The sequence below is a fragment of the Pseudomonas entomophila L48 genome (assembly GCF_000026105.1).
Lineage (GTDB): Bacteria > Pseudomonadota > Gammaproteobacteria > Pseudomonadales > Pseudomonadaceae > Aquipseudomonas > Aquipseudomonas entomophila.
Genome location: NC_008027.1, coordinates 2,757,806 through 2,774,774, shown reverse-complemented (window position 1 = coordinate 2,774,774; position 16,969 = coordinate 2,757,806). Strand labels below are relative to the sequence as shown.

Genomic DNA, 16,969 nt, shown 5'->3' with positions numbered 1-16,969 from the left:
GCTTGCCGGCGAACAGGCCTTCACGCCTACTTCACGCGCGCCTCGGCCTCTTCATGGGCCTGGCGCAAGCGCTCGCGGCTATTGCTCAAGTGCAGGCGCATGGCCATCTTCGCCCCTTCGCTGTCACGCCGGGCAATCGCCTCGTAGATGGCCTCGTGCTCGTGCATCAGCCGCCCCAGGTAATGGGCCTGGTCATCATGGGCCAGGCGCGCCGAGTTCAACCGGGTGCGCGGGATGATGCTGGTCCCCAGGTGGTTGATGATGTCGGCGAAGTAATGGTTACCACTGGCCTGGGCGATCCGCAGGTGGAACTGGAAGTCCGCCGAGACCGCGTCCGAGGCATGGGCAGCGCCTTCGTTGAGCTCGTCCAGCGCGGCGCGCATGCCGGCCAGTTCCTCGTCGCTGCGCCGCTGCGCGGCCAACCCCGCCGACTCGATCTCCAGGGCAATACGCAGCTCCAGCACCGCCAGCACCTCGCGCAGGGTGACGATGGTTGCCGGGTCGATGCGAAAACCACCGGTGCTCGGGGCGTCCAGCACGAAGGTGCCGATGCCGTGGCGGGTCTCGACCTGGCCGGCCGCCTGCAACCGCGAGATGGCCTCGCGCACCACGGTGCGGCTGACCCCTTCCTCGGCCATGATCTGCGATTCGGTGGGCAGCTTGTCGCCGCGCTTGAGTTGGCCGCTGCGAATGCGCTCGGTCAGCACCGTGACCAGTTCCTGGGCCAGACTGCGCGGCTTGCGCCGGGTCCGTGCCTGTACCTGCTGCTCTGTCATGCCTTGTGCGTCGGGTTGTGAAAGACAGGCGAGATGATACCGCAAGCAGTTGTACGATCACATACATCCGCCAGGGTTTTCATGCGTGTCAGGACGCTGGCGGACAGCCACACCAGCGCTGTAGTCTGCGAGTTTGCCCCGTGTCGATACCAAGGAAGGAACCCCACATGAAGACACTCGACCGTCTGCTGCTTGCCTGCGGCTTGCTCATCCCTTGCTGGCTGCTGCTGGGGGTGGGCCTGACCGCCCTGGCCTATCCTGGCTACGACCACCTGCAGCAAGCCATGAGCCAACTTGGCGCAGTTGGCGCGCCCACCCACTCATGGTCGCCCTGGGTCAACAATCTCCCCCTTGCCGTGCTGTTCGCCCTGTTCGCCTGGGGCCTGGCGCGGCGCTGGCGACAATCGAAGCTGGCACAGCTGAGCGCGCTGCTGGTGCTGCTGCATGGCGTGGGCAGCCTGGGCACCGGCTGGTTCGCCTGCGACCAAAGTTGCGCCCCCATTACCCCATCGTTCTCGCAGCAGATGCACAACCTCAGTGGGCTGCTGATGTTCCTTTCACTGACATTGGCCAGCGTGCTGTGGATCTGGCTGGGCAAGCGCCAGGCCCGCTCCAGGGCGCTGGCCGGGTGGTCGCTGCTGTGCTCGGTGTTGGCGGTGATCACGGTGGTGCTGATGGCCCAGGCCGCGCAGAACGGCCAGTTGTTCGGCCTGTACCAGCGCTTGAACTACGGTGTTTCGGTGCTTTGGGTGGCCACATTGGCTTGGTCTTCGTTGCGCACCGTGCATCACAATCCACTGCGCATGGCCATCGCCTGACGGCAATTTGCTGGCCCCCAGGCCACTGAAGTGACGGCAAACTCCTTTCTCCTTCAGATGCTTAGGACAGCAACATGCGAGTATTTCTAGCAACCGTGGCCGGCTGCCTGCTGGCCACCACCGCCTTCGCCGCCCAGGCCCGGGCGTTGAGCCAGAACGAGCGTCAAGTGTGCGGCTGGGGCTCGCAGATCGCCGCCGAGGCGCAGCAAGCCAAGCTCTCCGGGGTTACCCTGTACGCTACCCGCAAGCGCCTTCAGGCGCGCAAATTCGACAAGCCCTGGATGCGCATGACGGCCTTCGGCATCACCGAGCAGACCTACAACAGCCGCTCGCAGCTCAAGCCTGCGGCGATCAAGCAGACGTACTACGAGCAATGCGCGCAGCACGCCGTCGCCAAAAGATAAATTTGTTTAATATCAAGTAGATATATAACTTTTATCATGTTGGTTAGCATATTGAATCAAGGGCATCCCTCTGAACTGAAAATTCAATAAAAACAATAATTTACATCATATATCTGATGTAAGACCTCCAATGGAGCGTCCTGCCTGGCCCAGACGCTCCAGGCCCTTACACAGCCGTCAGATAATCCCTCAACCGCAGCAGCATCGCGTCACAACCCTGCAACTGCTCCGCACTGACGAATTCATCCGGCTTGTGCCCTTGATTCATGCTCCCCGGCCCGCACACTACCGTAGGGATGCCGGCCTGCTCGAACAACCCGCCTTCGGTGCCGAACGCCACGGTGCCGAACTCACTCGACCCACTGAGCAACGCTACCAGCTGCGCCGCCTCGCTGTCGGCCGGCGTGGCCAGCCCCGGATAGGCGCTCAGGGGTTGCAGCCGAATGTCGCTGGCGGCGCTGACCGCACGCATGCGCGGCAGCAGTTCGGCCTCGGCGTAAGTCTGCAACTGGTCAGCCACCGCCTGGGCCTCGAACCCCGGCAGGGCACGCACCTCGAAGTCGAACTCGCACTCCTCCGGCACGATGTTCAGCGCCCGCCCCCCTTTGATCACGCCGGTCTGCACGGTTGAAAACGGCGGGTCAAAGCGTGGGTCGTGGTGCTGCGGCATGGCCAGGTCCTCGCCGATCTCGCCGAGCTTGCCGATCAATCGCGCCGCGTACTCGATGGCATTGACCCCGTAGGGTGCGTAGGCCGAATGGCAGGCTGCGCCATGCACCTGGCAGCGCATGGCCAGCTTGCCCTTGTGGCCAAGCACCGGCCTGAGCTCGGTAGGCTCGCCGATCAGGCACAGGGTCGGCTTGTTCGGCCGTTGCGCCAACGCGGCGAGCAAAGAGCGCACGCCCAGGCAACCGACCTCCTCGTCGTAGGAGAACGCCAGGTGCACGGGAAGGCGCAGCGGCTGCGCGAGAAACGCCGGCACGGCCGCCAGCACCGAAGCGATGAAACCCTTCATGTCGGCGGTGCCCCGCCCGTAAAGGCGGCCATCGTGCTCGGTCAGCTGAAACGGGTCATAGGTCCAGGCCTGCCCGTCGACCGGCACCACATCGGTGTGGCCCGACAGCACCACGCCACCCCGATCACGGGGACCAATGGTGGCGAACAGGTTGGCCTTGGTGCCTTCGGCGTTATGGAACAACTCGCTTTCCACGCCTAGGCTGGCCAGGTAGTCCTTGATGAAGCTGATGAGCGCCAGATTGGAATCGCGGCTGACCGTGGCAAAGCCCACCAGCCGCTCCAGCAGTGCGCGACTGGACCACTCACTCATCACCCGGTACCCCATAGCTGGGCGCGGCGGTCGGGTTGAGCGCACGGGTCACGTAATCCTGCATCTGCGGGCGGTAGGCCTGCCACAGGTTGTCGAGGGCACCGATCGGGTCCTGCTCGGCCCAGTCCACGCGCAGGTCCACCAGCGGCCAGGTCAGCTCGCCGGCGATTTTCAGCGCCGCCGAGTGCACCGGCCCCGCCTCGCCACCGGCCGCCATCGCCGCGTGCATGGCCGCCAGCAGGCGGTCGGCCAGGTGGCCACCGGTCTGTTCGAAGGCCGCGACCATGGCCTCGATCACCGCGCGCGAGGACAACAGGTTGCCCGCCGCCGCGCACTGCTCACCCGCCACCGCGTTGTGCACGCCCAGCGCCTCCTTGCCGGTGAACAGGGCCACCTGGCCTTGGCTGTCGATCACCGTGACCTGGCGATACTCGCTCCAGCCATTGGCGCTGAGCACCCGGTCCAGCGCCGCGGCGGGCGGCAGCTGGCCTTGCTCCAGGGCGTCGAGGATCTGCGGGCCGAGGGCTGGCAAGGTGATGTTCTGGGTGGCGACCGCGCCGACCCCGGCACGGACCCAGGGGCAACGGGCGCCGACGGCGATGCTGGACGAACTGATGGCGATGCCGACCTGGCCGGTTTCCGCGCAGCGGCCAATGATGGAGAAGGTCATGGTGCAGCTCCTGTTTTGAGTTACCGGCATTCTCGGCGGGCCTCGGGTGCTGCGAAACCAACATTTTCCTCGGCACAGAGCAGGAAAAAACTATACGAAGATGCCCTGGTTCACGAGGAACCTGTGGGAGCGGCCTTGCGTCGCGAACGGGCCGCAACGCGGCCCCAGCGATATTTGCTCAGCACTGAAATCCTGGGGCCGCTACGCAGCCCTTTCGCGACACAAGGCCGCTCCCACAAGGGCAACCGTAAACGACGAATACTCTGCAAGACCGTTGCTCCCCGCACCCTTCGCCAATTTATCGGCAAGCCCCAGCTAAATACTATTTTCGCGATTCCCCCACCCTCCCTAGTCTGGCCCCAGGCAAAGGCGGTCCCCACCGACCTGAACAAGAACGCCGCTGAAGAAGGGCTTGGACATGACACTGAACAACATCGAAATCGACACCCTCGTGGTCGGCGCCGGCCAGGCCGGCGTGGCCATGAGCGAACACCTGAGCAAGCTCGGCGTGCCGCACCTGGTGCTGGAGCGCAAGCGCATCGCCGAAGCCTGGCGCACCGGCCGCTGGGACTCGCTGGTGGCCAACGGCCCGGTCTGGCACGACCGCTTCCCGGGCCTGGAATTCGACCTCGACGCCGACGCCTTCGCCGGCAAGGACCAGGTCGCCGACTACTTCGAGCAGTACGTGCGCAAGTACAACCTGCCGGTGCGCACCGGCGTCGAGGTGAAACAGGTGGTGCGCAACGCCGACCGCCCCGGCTTCACCATCGAGACCAACCAGGGCGTGATCCGCGCCAACCGGGTGGTGGCCGCCACCGGCCCGTTCCAGCGCCCGGTGATCCCGGCCATCGCGCCGAAGGACGAACGCCTGCACCAGATCCACTCCGCCGCCTACTTCAACCCGCAGCAACTGCCCGAGGGCGCGGTGCTGGTGGTGGGCGCCGGCTCCTCCGGGGTGCAGATCGCCGAGGAACTGATGCGCGCCGGGCGCCAGGTCTACCTGTCGGTCGGCGCCCATGACCGGCCGCCGCGCAGCTACCGCAACCGTGATTTCTGCTGGTGGCTGGGCGTGCTGGGCGAGTGGGATGCCGAGATTGCCAAGCCAGGCCGCGAGCACGTGACCATCGCCGTGTCCGGCGCCCGCGGCGGCCATACCGTGGACTTTCGTGCCCTCGCCCACCAGGGCATGACCCTGGTCGGCCTGACCCAGTCGTTCGAAGGCGGTGTCGCACGTTTCCAGGACAACCTGGCCGACAACATCAACCGTGGTGACGAAAACTACCTGGCCCTGCTGGACGCCGCCGATGCCTACATCGAGCGCAACGGCCTGGACCTGCCGGAAGAGCCCGAGGCCCGCAAGCGCCTGCCCGACCCGGACTGCGTCAGCAAGCCGCTGCTGGAGCTGGACCTGGCCCAGGCCAACGTCACCTCGATCATCTGGGCCACCGGCTATGGCGTGGACTTCAGCTGGCTGCAGGTCGACGCCTTCGACGCTAACGGCAAGCCCCAGCACCAGCGCGGCGTGTCGAAGGAGCCCGGCGTGTACTTCCTCGGCCTGCCCTGGCTGTCGCGCCGCGGCTCGTCGTTCATCTGGGGGGTGTGGCACGACGCCAAGCACGTCGCCGGCCATATCGCCACCCAACGCACCTACCTGGCCTACCGCGACCGCGAGCAGCGCGCAGCGGATGAACAGCAATCCACGATCAGCAATGTCAGCACTTTCGGAGCCCACTGATGCCTACCCACACTCGCATCCGCATGTTCAACACCAAGGCCACCTACCCCAACCAGACCCTGGACAACGACCTGTGCCAGGCGGTGCGGGCCGGCAACACCATCTATGTGCGCGGCCAGGTCGGTACCGACTTCGAAGGACGGCTGGTGGGCCTGGGTGATCCGCGGGCCCAGGCCGAGCAGGCGATGAAGAACGTCAAGCAGTTGCTCGAAGAGGCAGGCTCGGACCTTTCGCACATCGTCAAGACCACCACCTACATCACCGACCCGCGCTTCCGCGAGCCGGTTTACATGGAAGTGGGCAAGTGGCTGAAGGGGGTGTTCCCGATTTCCACCGGGTTGGTAGTGGCGGGACTGGCCCAGGCTGAGTGGTTGATGGAGATCGATGTGATTGCGGTGGTGCCAGGCGCGGAGTGACAGAGCCCTGGGGGCGCTTTGCGCCCCTTTCGCGACGCAAGGCCGCTCCTACAGGATTGCGCGATTCCCCTGTGGGAGCGGCCTTGTGTCGCGAAAGGGCTGCATAGCAGCCCCAAGGACCTGAAAGGCTAAACCCAGGTGGCGTGCTCGACGCCACCCACCTGGCCAAACCGCCCGGCGTGGAAATCGTCGAACGACTCGGCGATCTCCGCCTGGCTGTTCATCACGAACGGCCCATAGCCGACGATGGGCTCATCGATCGGTTCGCCGCTGAGTAGCAGCAAGCTGACCTCCTCCAGCGCCTCGACCCGCACCGATTGCCCCCCGCGCTCGAACAGCACCAGGCTGGCCGGGCCGGCTTCACGCTCGCCGTTCACCCGCAGGTTGCCGCGCAGTACCACCAACGCCGCATTGCGACCGGCCGCGACCGGCAGGTCCAGTACCGCACCGGCCTTCAGGCGGATATCCCACACATCCATCTCGGTGAAGGTCCGGGCGGGCCCCTGGTGGTCCGCATAGCGCCCGGCAATCACCCGCAGGCTGCCCGCCTCGCCTGCCAGCGTCACCACGGGGATATCACTCGACAGCAAGGTCTGGTAACCGGCTGCGGCACGCTTGTCCTTGGCCGGCAGGTTGACCCACAGCTGGACCATTTCCAGCGTGCCACCGCTGCGGGCAAAGGCCGGTGAATGGAACTCTTCATGGATGATGCCGCCAGCGGCGGTCATCCACTGCACGTCGCCCGGGCCGATCAGGCCACCGGCGCCAGTGGAATCGCGATGCTCCAGCTCGCCCTGGTAGACGATGGTCACCGTCTCGAAGCCCCGGTGCGGGTGCTGGCCGACGCCACGACGGGCGTTGGTGGGGGTGAAGTCGTGGGGGCCGGCGTAGTCCAGCAGCAGGAACGGGCTGATGTGCCGGGCCAAGTGATCGTAGGTGAACAGGCTGCGCACCGGGAAGCCGTCACCCACCCAGTGGGCGTGGGGGCTGCGGTGGATGCCTTGGATGTTTTTCATGAGAAGCCTCCTCTTGGATAGGAATAACCTTATCGAGGAGGCTAATTGAGCGGTAGATGGAGGAAATGGCATGGATCGTCCCACTGATGGAACAACCACACAATCCTGTAGGAGCGGCTTCAGCCGCGAATCAGGCGACGCGGTGCCTGGCACCGGCTGCGCCGGTGTTCGCGGCTGAAGCCGCTCCTACAAGGACCGCATCGACCTGATGACACGCGATCAGGCGATCGCCGCGTCCACCAGCACCTGGGCTTCCTCGACCAGGCGCTTGAGGTGCGCTTCGTCGATAAAGCTCTCGGCGTAGATCTTGTAGATGTCCTCGGTGCCCGATGGCCGCGCGGCGAACCAGCCGTTCTCGGTCATCACCTTGAGGCCGCCGATGGCCTGGTTGTTGCCCGGCGCATGGCTGAGGATCTGGGTGATCGGCTCACCGGCCAGTTCGGTGGACTTGACCTGCTCCGGCGCCAGCTTGCTCAGCAACGCCTTCTGCCGTGCGTCGGCCTTGGCCTCGACCCGGGTGGCATACGGCTTGCCCAGCTTGCTGGTGAGGTCGGCGTAGATCTGGCTCGGGTTGCGACCGGTACGGGCGGTCATCTCGGCGGCCAGCAGGGCCGGGATCAGGCCGTCCTTGTCGGTGGCCCAGACCGAGCCATCCTTGCGCAGGAACGAGGCGCCGGCGCTCTCTTCGCCGCCAAAGCCCAGCGAGCCGTCGAACAGGCCCTGGGCAAAGAACTTGAAGCCCACCGGCACTTCGTACAGGTCACGGCCCAGCGCGGCGGTGACGCGGTCGATCAGGCCGCTGGACACCACGGTCTTGCCCACCGCCGCGTCTTTGCGCCATTGCGGGCGGTTGCGGTACAGGTAGTCGATGGCCACGGCCAGGTAGTTGTTTGGTTGCAGCAGGCCGTCGGGGGTGACGATGCCGTGACGGTCGTGGTCCGGGTCGCAGGCAAACGCCACGTCGAAGCGCTCGCGCAGGCCGATCAGGCCCTGCATGGCATACGGCGAAGAGGGGTCCATGCGGATCTGGCCGTCCCAGTCGACGGTCATGAAGCGGAAGGTCGGATCGACCTCGGTGTTCACCACTTCCAGGTCCAGCTTGTAGTGTTCGGCGATGGCCGACCAGTAGCGCACCCCTGCCCCGCCCAGCGGGTCGACGCCCAGGCGCAGCTTGGCGCTGCGGATTACGTCGAAGTCGATGACGTTCTCCAGGTCCGCCACGTAGTGACTTACATAGTCGTGACGTTGAGTGGTCGGGGCCGCCAGCGCCTGCTTGTGGTCCAGGCGCTTGACGCCCGCCAGGCCCGCGGCCAGCAGTTCGTTGGCCTTGCCTTCGATCCACTTGGTGACATCGCTGTCGGCCGGGCCGCCATTGGGCGGGTTGTACTTGAAGCCGCCGCTCTGTGGCGGGTTGTGCGACGGGGTGATGACGATGCCGTCGGCCAGGCCCTGCTGGCGGCCACGGTTGTAGCAGAGGATGGCGTGGGACACCGCCGGCGTGGGCGTGTACTCGTCATCCTTGCTCAGCATCACCTGCACGCCGTTGGCCGCCAGCACTTCCAGGGCGCTGGCCGCAGCCGGGGCGGACAGGGCGTGAGTGTCGGCGCCGATGAACAGCGGGCCGTCGATGCCCTTTTCCTGGCGATACAGGCAGATGGCCTGGGTGATCGCCAGCACGTGGTCTTCGTTGAAGCTCAGCTCGAACGAGGTGCCGCGGTGGCCCGAAGTGCCGAAGGCCACGCGCTGGGCGGCCACGGCGGCGTCGGGGCGGCCGGTGTAGTAGGCGGTCACCAGGCGGGGAATATCGACCAGCACGCTGGCCGGAGCCGGCTTGCCTGCCAAGGAACTGAGCGTCATGCAAAACCTCGAAATCAACGAATGTTGGGTTGGAACGCGCAGTGTACTGAGAGTTTCATCGCCAGGCGATGGGGGCGATCACCTACATTGCCACCAGTCGGGAAACATCTGCCGCACCCTCGGTTCGGCGAAGCGTTCGTCGATCAACAGCAGCACGCCACGGTCCTGGTCGCCACGAATCACCCGACCGGCGGCCTGGATCACCTTGCGCACACCCGGGTAGAGGTAGGCGTAGTCGAAACCCGCACCGAACTGCCGGCCCAGGCGCTGCTTGAACTGCTCGTTGACCGGGTTGACCTGGGGCAGCCCCAGGGTGGCGACGAACGCGCCGATCAGGCGTGTGCCCGGCAGGTCCACGCCTTCGCCGAACGCACCACCCAGCACGGCGAAGCCCACACCCTGCCCATCCGCCACGAAGCGGGCGAGAAACGCCTCGCGCCCCGCCTCATCCATGCCCGGGGCCTGCCGCCACTGGGCCAGGGACGGATAGCGCTCGGCCAGCAACTGTGCCACCTGCTCCAGGTACTCGAAGCTGCTGAAGAACGCCAGGTAATTGCCGGGCTGGCGCTGAAACTGCCCGGCGATCAGCTCGACGATCGGCGCCAGCGATGCCTGACGCTGCTGGAAGCGCGTGGACACCGCGCTGACGATGCGCACTTCCAGCTGCTCGGCGCGAAACGGCGCGGCGACCTCCAGCCAGGCCGTGTCGGCGGGCATGCCCAATAGATCGGTATAGAAGCGGCGTGGATTGAGCGTGGCGGAAAACAGCGTGACGCTGCGCGCCGCGCTCATTCGCGGCCCCAGCAGCCGCGCCGGCACCACGTTGCGCAGGCACAGCGTGGCCAGGCGACGCCCGCGCGCGCCGTTGCGCTGGCTGATATCGAACAGGAAGTGCTCATCGAACAGCTCGGCGATACGACTGAACTGCAATGCCTGGAAGAAGAACTCCAGCACCTTGGGCTCGACCTCGGCCGGCGCTTCGTTCATGCGCTCCTGGATCAACCCGGTGCAACGTTGCAGTGCCTGTATGAAGGCTTCTGGCAACTGCTCGGACGCCTGATAGGGCGCGACCTGCTGCTTGTACAGCGCGTTCCACTGGCGGTTGAGCCGCTCGAGGGCGCTGCCCAGCCCCGCAGGTTTGCTCTGGCGCAGGGCCTGCAACTGGCCCTGGTCAAGGCTGGCGCTGTACATCTGCCGCCCCCGCTCGACGAGGTTGTGTGCCTCGTCCACCAGAACCGCCGTGCGCCATTGATGGGTTTGGGCCAGGCCGAACAGCATGGCGTGGGCATCGAAGTAATAGTTGTAGTCGGCCACCACCAGGTCGACCCAACGCGCCATCTCCTGCCCCAGGTAATAGGGGCAGACCTGGTGCGTCAGCGCCACCTCACGCAGGCTGGCGCGGTCGAGCACGGGCACTTGTGCGGCGGCCTCACGGGCGGCAGGCAGGCGATCATAGAACCCCTGGGCCAGCGGGCAGGACTCGCCATGGCAGGCGCTGTCGGGGTGCTCGCAGGCCTTGTCGCGCGCGATCAGCTCCAGGGTGCGCAGGGCGGGTTGCGGCGAAGCTTGGGTGATTTGCCGCAGAGCATCCAGGGCCAGGGCGCGACCGGGGGTCTTGGCGGTGAGGAAGTACAGTTTGTCCAGTTGCTGCGGCACCACGGCCTTGAGCAACGGAAACAACGTCCCAAGGGTCTTGCCGATGCCCGTGCTGGCCTGGGCCATCAGGCAACGGCCGGTGCTCACCGCCTTGTACAGGGTTTCCGCCAGCTGGCGCTGCCCTTGGCGGAATTCGGGGTACGGAAAGCTCAGCGCGTTCAAGCCACGGTCGCGCTCGCCCAGGCGCTGCTCCTGTTGCCTGGCCCAGGCCAGGAAACACTGGCACTGCACCTCGAAGAAACGCCGCAGGTCGTCGGCCGCATGGCACTCGCTGATCACCGTCTGGCCGTCGCTGTCCACGTCCAGGTAGACCAACGCGACGTCGATCTCCTGCAACTGCCGCGCCTGGCAGATCAGCCAGGCGTAGACCTTGGCCTGGGCCCAGTGCAGCTGCCGGTGGTTGGCCGGTTGCTTTGCCAGGTCGCCACGGTGGGTCTTGATCTCTTCCAGGCGATTGCGCGCAGGGTCGTAGCCGTCTGCGCGGCCACGCACGCGCAACCCCAGGTACTCGCCTTCGAGGGCCACCTCCGCCTCGTAGTCCGCGCCGCGCCTTGCCACCACCCGGCGATGGCCGGCAATGCCCTCCTGCGCCGTGGGCGATGGGGTGAAGCGCAGGTCCAGGTCGCCGACCTTGGCGCTGAACTCGCACAGGGCGCGCACGGCGACGGTGTAACTCATGCCTGCCCGGCCTTCCAGCGCACGTGGCACACCACCACCGGCAAGCCATGCGCCTGGCAGAAGTCGAGCCAGCGTAGCTGGTTGTCCTGCAGCCGGTCGCCCGGCCCCTTGACCTCGACCATGCGATAGCGACCTTCTGCGGGCCAGAACTGGATCAGGTCGGGCATGCCGGCGCGATTGTTACGGATATCCTGCAACAACCGCACGAAGCAGGCCTTCAGGTGCTGGGCCGGCAGGCAGGCCAAGGCGTCTTCGAGCAGGTCCTCATCGAGCATCTGCCAGAACACGAACGGCGACTGCAGCCCTTGCTTGGCCGTGAAGCAGGCGCGAATCGCCTCAGGGTAGCTGCCATCATCAAGCCGGCCCAGGCAACGCTCGAACAGCGCCGCCCGCCGTGCCTGGAAATCGCTGTCGTGCAAGTCCTGCGGCCCGGCCTGGAAAGGGTGGAAGAACGCACCCGGCACCGGGGCGAAGATCGCCTCCCAGCAGAGCAGCCCGAACAGGCTGTTGAACAGGGTGTTCTCGACGTAATGCGCAACGCTTCCCTGTTGCTCCAGGTGCAGGCGAACTGCTTCCTCCACACCGTGCACCGCCAGCTCAGCCGGCAAGTCCAGCCCGATCAGCTCGACATCGCTCGTGCGCCGGCGCGCCTGCGGCGGCCCACCCAGCTTGCGTGCCAGGCGCGGCAACATACGCTCGAGCGCCTGCCGCTCCAGGGCATTGGCCGGCGCCTGGGCCATATGCATGGCCAGCGCATGAGCCTGCGGCCAATGCTCGCTGCGTTCGAATACCCGCACCTGGCGAATACGGGCCTCGGGGTGTTCGCATGCCTGGTAGATGCGCAGGGCCAAGTCCCAGTCGGCCAGGCGCTCGCTTTGCTGGCCCAGGCTGAACAACAAGCGTGCGCGGCGCCGGGCAAGCCAGGGGTTGGCGCTGTCCAGCCCGTCGAGGGCTGCCAGCAGCCCAGCGGGTGGCTCGCCCTGCTCCAACCGTTCGGCGCACTGGTGCAAGGCCATGGCCAGGTCGACATCCGCACGCTGGCGCAAGGCCCGCGAGTCGTCGCTGAAGCTGACTTGCTCATAACGGAACACACCAAGATCAGTCAGCACGAAATCCGACCAGTCCTGATAGAGGTTGCCAAAGAACAGCAGGCGCAGCCGATCGCACAGGGGCTGTAGCCGCCAATGTACAATGCGTGCAGGAAACGTCGGGAACCACTCACTTAGCGGTCTAGGCTCAAGCGCGAGCGCTTGCAACTGGACCAGCAGCTCGGCCTTGCCCGCCCGGGGCCGGGCAAGCTGGCCAGCGAAACATTGCACCACCTCCTCCTTGCGCAGCAGTGCCCATAACTGCGCGACCGTCAGCGGCGTGTCGTCGGCCACCCAGCCCAATGCCAGTAACGGCGCCAGGGCCGTGCCCGTATCGCCGATTTCGGCGTACTCAAGCTTGTCACTACGAAACAGCTCGCCCTTGCGCATGACCATGCGCACCAGCAGGGCCTGGGTTGGCGAAGACAGAACGGAAAAGGCCTGGATGAAATGGCGCTCATCGTTGTCGAGCAAGTCGGCGTAACGCTGCTCGACCCAACTCAACACCTGGCGAAAGTTGTGCAGGTAGTAAAAGGGGTCGTCGACGGAATGGGCGATCATGGGAGGGGGCGAACATTGAGGATGGACACTGGTTATACATACAGACCCATCCCACGGGCAAGTGCCGGGGATCAAGTCGGCGGTCATCAAAGAACCAATATTCTTCTATAGAAATTGAAATGCACGCGGTGGCCCGCAAACCTCCACGCAGCTGATCCGAGGCGTACACCCGGGTACGCAAGCAAACTTCCGATAAGCGGCGCTTAAGAGGTGAAGGGAATGCGCAGGAGACAGTGCTTCGGGCGCCGCGGACAGCTGAAGCAAAAAATCGTTCAACCCCGTCTTGCAAAAGCCCGCCGAGCGTCTAATTTTTTTAAAACCGTCGAATTAGCCATCAAAACAATATCACGCAGTCTGGAGCTTTTTATTCCGTCCAAGCATTAACGCGCTGCCCCGAAAACTGAAGCGGAAATCAGTCATAACAATATCAAGAGGGATGCTTGATGAAGCGCAGCCTGTGGCATCGTGTGCTCGGCAACAATGCGCCTGCCGAATACTTCTGGGTATCACTGGTTTGCTTCAGCGCACTGCTGATCGCCAGCTTTCTGTTGTTCGAGCAACAAATCCAGGACTTCCTGGCCCACCTTGAGCTCTACCTGCCCGATAGCCCCGCCCGCAAAGCCCACCTGGCCCTGCTGCTGATCGCCTTGCTGGCACTGGACGTCGTGCTGCCGGTGCCTTCGAGCGTGGTGGCGCTGCTCGCCGTGGCCGCCCTGGGCAGCGTCGGTGGCTACCTGGTGATTTTCGTGGGGCTGTGCCTTGGCGCCTGGCTGGGTTATGCCCTGGGCGCCGGCTACTTGCGTGTGCTGTCCGGCCGCCTCGGCCTGCATCAACGCAAACCCGGACAGCTGGGGCAAAAGCTCGGCACCCTGTCGTTGATCTGCCTGCGCGGTGTGCCGGTACTGGCGGAGACCTCGGTGGTCGCCGCCGGCATGCAGCACTATCCGCTGCGCGCCTTCGTCCTGGTCACGACCCTGGCCAACATGGGCCTGGCCCTGGCCTACTGCGCCATCGGCAGCTTCCTCATCGAGCAGAACGCGCTGCTGGTCACGCTCCTCGCCAGCATGGTCCTGCCGGGGCTGTTCATTGCCGGCTACAGCCTGTTCAAGAGGCTGCGCAAACCCGCCACGCCTGAGGTGCTGCACGGCCGCTTCGAGGTCAGCTACGACTATCCGGTGCGCTTTACCGATCATCTGTTCGACCTGCGCAACCCCTGCCTGCACCAGCAGCTCACCGCCGGGCAGCACGGCCGGGTGACGGTGCTGGTCTTCGCCGACCAGCACTTGTTGCAGTGCAATCCACAGCTGTCCGGACAGATCGAGGCCTGGTTCGCCAGCCATGCCCGCGACCTGCACCTACTGGCCGCGCCGATCGCCGTCGCGGCCGGTGAGCAGAGCAAGACCGCGCAGGTACTCCAGCAGTTGTACGCCGACATGCTCGAGCACGGTCTCGACCGGCACTGCTACGTGCTGGCCATGGGCGGCGGCGCCTTGCTGGATTCGGTGGGTTACGCCTGCGCCACCTTCCACCGCGGCATCCGCCTGATCCGCCTGCCGAGCACGGTGCTGGCGCAGAACGACGCCGGCATCGGCGTGAAGAACGGCATCAATGCCTTCGGCCAGAAAAACCTGCTGGGCGCCTTCTACCCCGCCACCGCCGTGATCAACGACTTCCAGTTGCTGACCAGCCTCAGCCGCCGTGACCAGATCGCCGGCCTGGCCGAAGCGGTGAAGGTGGCGCTGATCAAGGACGCGGCGTTCTTCCAGTGGATGGAGGAACAGGCCGCCGCCCTCGCCCGCTTCGATCATCCGGCCAGCCGCCATGCCATTTTCCGCTGCGCCCAACTGCACCTGGGGCATATCACCGGCGCCGGCGACCCGTTCGAGCGCGGCAACGGCCGGCCGCTGGACTACGGCCATTGGGCCGCGCACAAGCTGGAAAACCTTAGCCAGCACCGCCTGCGCCATGGCGAGGCGGTCGCCGTTGGCATGGCCCTCGACGCGCTCTATGCCAATGCCCTGGGGCTGTTGAGCGATACCGACAGCGAGCGGGTGGTGAGCCTCCTGCAAACGCTCGGGTTCAATCTGTGCCCGGCGGAACTGACCTTCAAAGACGAGTTGGGACGCTTCCAGGTCATGCTTGGGCTGGAGGAGTTCCGTCAGCATCTGGGCGGTCAGCTGTCGATCCCCCTGCTTAGCCGCATCGGTGCCTCGGTCGACCTGCATGAAATCGATGAGCGCCTGATGCAGCAGGCCCTGCTGCGCCTCTCCAGCCTCGACGCGGCCCCCTTCTCCTTGAGCGAGGGGTGCGCGCAATGAACCAGCCCCAGGCAAGCCTCAAGACCTGGATGACCCTGGGCCGGGTCTCCAACCTGCCAACGGTGTGGACCAACGCCCTCGCCGCCGGCCTCCTGGCCAGCAGCACCGGTGCCCTGGCGCCACCGTCAGCGCTGGTGTGGGGGCTGCTGCTGGTGACGCTGTCGCTCCTTTACCTGGCCGGCATGCTACTGAACGACCTGCTGGACGCCGATTGGGACCAGCGGCACAGCAACCCCCGCCCGATTACCCTGGGCCTGGTCAGCAGCCGGCACGTACGGCTTGCGACCCTGCTCCTGCTGGCCCTGGCGGGGGCCTCGGCACTGGGCCTGAGCCAGTTGACCGAGCAGCCCCAGTGGTTGCTGGGCAGCATCACCGTGCTGGTCGGCTGCATCCTCGGCTACAACCTGCTGCATAAAAAGTACGTGCACAGCGTCTGGCTGATGGGGGCCTGCCGCTCGGCGCTGTACCTCACCGCAGCAGCCAGCCTGACGGTGCCGCCGCAACCCATCTGGCTCTGCGCGATCCTGCTTGGCGTGTACATCAGCGGGCTGACCTACCTGGCCAGCCAGGAGCACCGCAACCAGTTGCTCAGCCGCCTGCCCCTGCTGCTGATGCTCAGCCCGCTGGCCCTGGCGATCTACGCCGAGACCCTGTGGTTCTGGCCGCTGCTGCTGCTCTGGCTGGGCTGGCTCGGTCGCCATTACTGGCTGCACCTGGCCAATCCGCAGCGCTTGAAGGTCCGCGCCTTCATCGGTGCCGGCCTGGCCGCCCTGCCCCTGTTCGACGCCCTGGTGATGGCCGTGGCCAACCAGCCCCTGGGCAGCCTGTTCTGCGTGTTGATGTTTTTCCTGCTTCCCCACTTTCAACGCTGGATCAAACCGACATGAACATGGACGTCAGCGTGCCCCAGCCACGGCTGGCCGAACACAGCCGGGCCCTGGATCAACTGCTCGACGAAACCGAAAAGCGCTGGTGGCAACAGGCCCAGGAACGCCTGCGGCAATCACCGGACGCCAACACCGCCGCCCTGCTCAGCAGCCAATGCAAGCGCCACCTGCGTGACCAGGCGGTGCCCGGCGCCGATGGCTGGAGCACCATCGAGCTGGTCCGCGCCTTGCTGCTGGCCTGTGTCGTCGGCCTGCAGCACGAAGCGGCCCGCCCGGCGCTGCTGGAGCAGTTGTTCCAATGGGGCGACGACCAGGAAAAGGCGGTCCTGCTCAAGGTCCTCGATGACCTCGACAGCGCCGGCCGCTGCCTTGAGCTGGCCCTGTTCGCCGGCCGCACCAGCAACCCGCGGGTGTTCGCCGCCCTGGCACTGGACTCACCCTATGCGTCCCGTCACTACCCGGAGCGGGCCTTCCATCAACTGGTGCTCAAGGCGCTGGGCATGGGCCTGGATGCCGCACGGGTGGTCGGCCTGGCGCAGCGCCAGGGCGCGACCCTCAACCAGCTGGCCCTCGACCTGATGGACGAACAGCTCGCCGCCGGGCGCCCGGTATCACCCAGCCTGCCCCGGCTGATCGCCTTCGGCCTGCTCAGCCCGCCGCAGCGCAAGCACCTGGCAGACCTGTACCAGCAGCAACGCTTGCCGACGGAGTGGCACGAGCACCTCTTCGGCAGCTGACCGATCCACCGCCGGCCCCCGCACA

At 65.7% G+C, this 16,969-nt stretch carries 14 protein-coding genes; 7 read left to right on the top strand and 7 right to left on the bottom strand.

All coding sequences use genetic code 11. The annotated features are described in order from the left end of the window. Positions 1 to 26 precede the first annotated feature (26 nt). On the bottom strand, positions 27 to 776 hold the full coding sequence (locus PSEEN_RS12310; RefSeq protein ID WP_011533839.1) for a FadR/GntR family transcriptional regulator: 750 nt from the start codon (positions 774 to 776) through the stop codon (positions 27 to 29). Positions 777 to 943: 167 nt separating this feature from the next. Between PSEEN_RS12310 and PSEEN_RS12305 the strand changes: the two genes are divergently transcribed. Together PSEEN_RS12305 and PSEEN_RS12300 are read left to right on the top strand one after the other, a co-directional pair. Beyond that, positions 944 to 1,594: a DUF998 domain-containing protein gene (locus PSEEN_RS12305; protein ID WP_011533838.1), complete on the top strand. Its 651-nt coding sequence runs from the start codon at positions 944 to 946 to the stop codon at positions 1,592 to 1,594. Between the two features lie 74 nt (positions 1,595 to 1,668). After that, complete coding sequence (locus PSEEN_RS12300) at positions 1,669 to 1,998, top strand: hypothetical protein (RefSeq protein ID WP_011533837.1); 330 nt, start codon at positions 1,669 to 1,671, stop codon at positions 1,996 to 1,998. 166 nt (positions 1,999 to 2,164) lie between these two features. On the opposite strand, the gene argE is transcribed toward PSEEN_RS12300, so the two are convergent. Then, complete coding sequence (argE, locus tag PSEEN_RS12295; protein WP_011533836.1) at positions 2,165 to 3,325, bottom strand: acetylornithine deacetylase; 1,161 nt, start codon at positions 3,323 to 3,325, stop codon at positions 2,165 to 2,167. Then, a complete protein-coding gene (locus PSEEN_RS12290; protein WP_011533835.1) occupies positions 3,318 to 3,995 on the bottom strand; it encodes a DUF1028 domain-containing protein in 678 nt (225 codons plus the stop codon). Before PSEEN_RS12290 ends, argE begins: the two co-directional genes overlap by 8 nt. Positions 3,996 to 4,413: 418 nt before the next feature. Between PSEEN_RS12290 and PSEEN_RS12285 the strand changes: the two genes are divergently transcribed. Continuing rightward, a complete protein-coding gene (locus PSEEN_RS12285; protein ID WP_011533834.1) occupies positions 4,414 to 5,730 on the top strand; it encodes a flavin-containing monooxygenase in 1,317 nt (438 codons plus the stop codon). After that, the gene (locus tag PSEEN_RS12280) at positions 5,730 to 6,146 is read left to right on the top strand and encodes a RidA family protein (RefSeq protein WP_011533833.1); all 417 of its coding nucleotides are present in this window, start codon (positions 5,730 to 5,732) and stop codon (positions 6,144 to 6,146) included. The genes PSEEN_RS12285 and PSEEN_RS12280 overlap by 1 nt, the downstream gene beginning before the upstream one ends. A gap of 128 nt (positions 6,147 to 6,274) precedes the next feature. On the opposite strand, the gene PSEEN_RS12275 is transcribed toward PSEEN_RS12280, so the two are convergent. From PSEEN_RS12275 to PSEEN_RS12260, 4 genes are all read right to left on the bottom strand, one after another. Further along, positions 6,275 to 7,162 (bottom strand): pirin family protein, encoded by an 888-nt coding sequence (locus PSEEN_RS12275; RefSeq protein WP_011533832.1) that lies wholly within the window; start codon positions 7,160 to 7,162, stop codon positions 6,275 to 6,277. A 219-nt stretch (positions 7,163 to 7,381) separates the two neighbouring features. Continuing rightward, the gene (gene pgm, locus PSEEN_RS12270; RefSeq protein ID WP_011533831.1) at positions 7,382 to 9,019 is read right to left on the bottom strand and encodes a phosphoglucomutase (alpha-D-glucose-1,6-bisphosphate-dependent); all 1,638 of its coding nucleotides are present in this window, start codon (positions 9,017 to 9,019) and stop codon (positions 7,382 to 7,384) included. A gap of 78 nt (positions 9,020 to 9,097) precedes the next feature. After that, on the bottom strand, positions 9,098 to 11,353 hold the full coding sequence (locus PSEEN_RS12265; protein ID WP_011533830.1) for an ATP-dependent DNA helicase: 2,256 nt from the start codon (positions 11,351 to 11,353) through the stop codon (positions 9,098 to 9,100). After that, a complete protein-coding gene (locus PSEEN_RS12260) occupies positions 11,350 to 13,002 on the bottom strand; it encodes a VRR-NUC domain-containing protein (protein ID WP_011533829.1) in 1,653 nt (550 codons plus the stop codon). The genes PSEEN_RS12265 and PSEEN_RS12260 overlap by 4 nt, the downstream gene beginning before the upstream one ends. A 443-nt stretch (positions 13,003 to 13,445) precedes the next feature. Between PSEEN_RS12260 and PSEEN_RS12255 the strand changes: the two genes are divergently transcribed. Genes PSEEN_RS12255 through PSEEN_RS12245 form a run of 3 tightly spaced genes read left to right on the top strand, consistent with a single transcriptional unit; the run spans position 13,446 to position 16,944 of the window. Next, complete coding sequence (locus PSEEN_RS12255; protein WP_011533828.1) at positions 13,446 to 15,320, top strand: 3-dehydroquinate synthase; 1,875 nt, start codon at positions 13,446 to 13,448, stop codon at positions 15,318 to 15,320. Beyond that, positions 15,317 to 16,207: a UbiA family prenyltransferase gene (locus PSEEN_RS12250; RefSeq protein WP_011533827.1), complete on the top strand. Its 891-nt coding sequence runs from the start codon at positions 15,317 to 15,319 to the stop codon at positions 16,205 to 16,207. The genes PSEEN_RS12255 and PSEEN_RS12250 overlap by 4 nt, the downstream gene beginning before the upstream one ends. Then, the gene (locus PSEEN_RS12245; protein ID WP_011533826.1) at positions 16,204 to 16,944 is read left to right on the top strand and encodes an EboA domain-containing protein; all 741 of its coding nucleotides are present in this window, start codon (positions 16,204 to 16,206) and stop codon (positions 16,942 to 16,944) included. The genes PSEEN_RS12250 and PSEEN_RS12245 overlap by 4 nt, the downstream gene beginning before the upstream one ends. Positions 16,945 to 16,969: the final 25 nt, after the last annotated feature.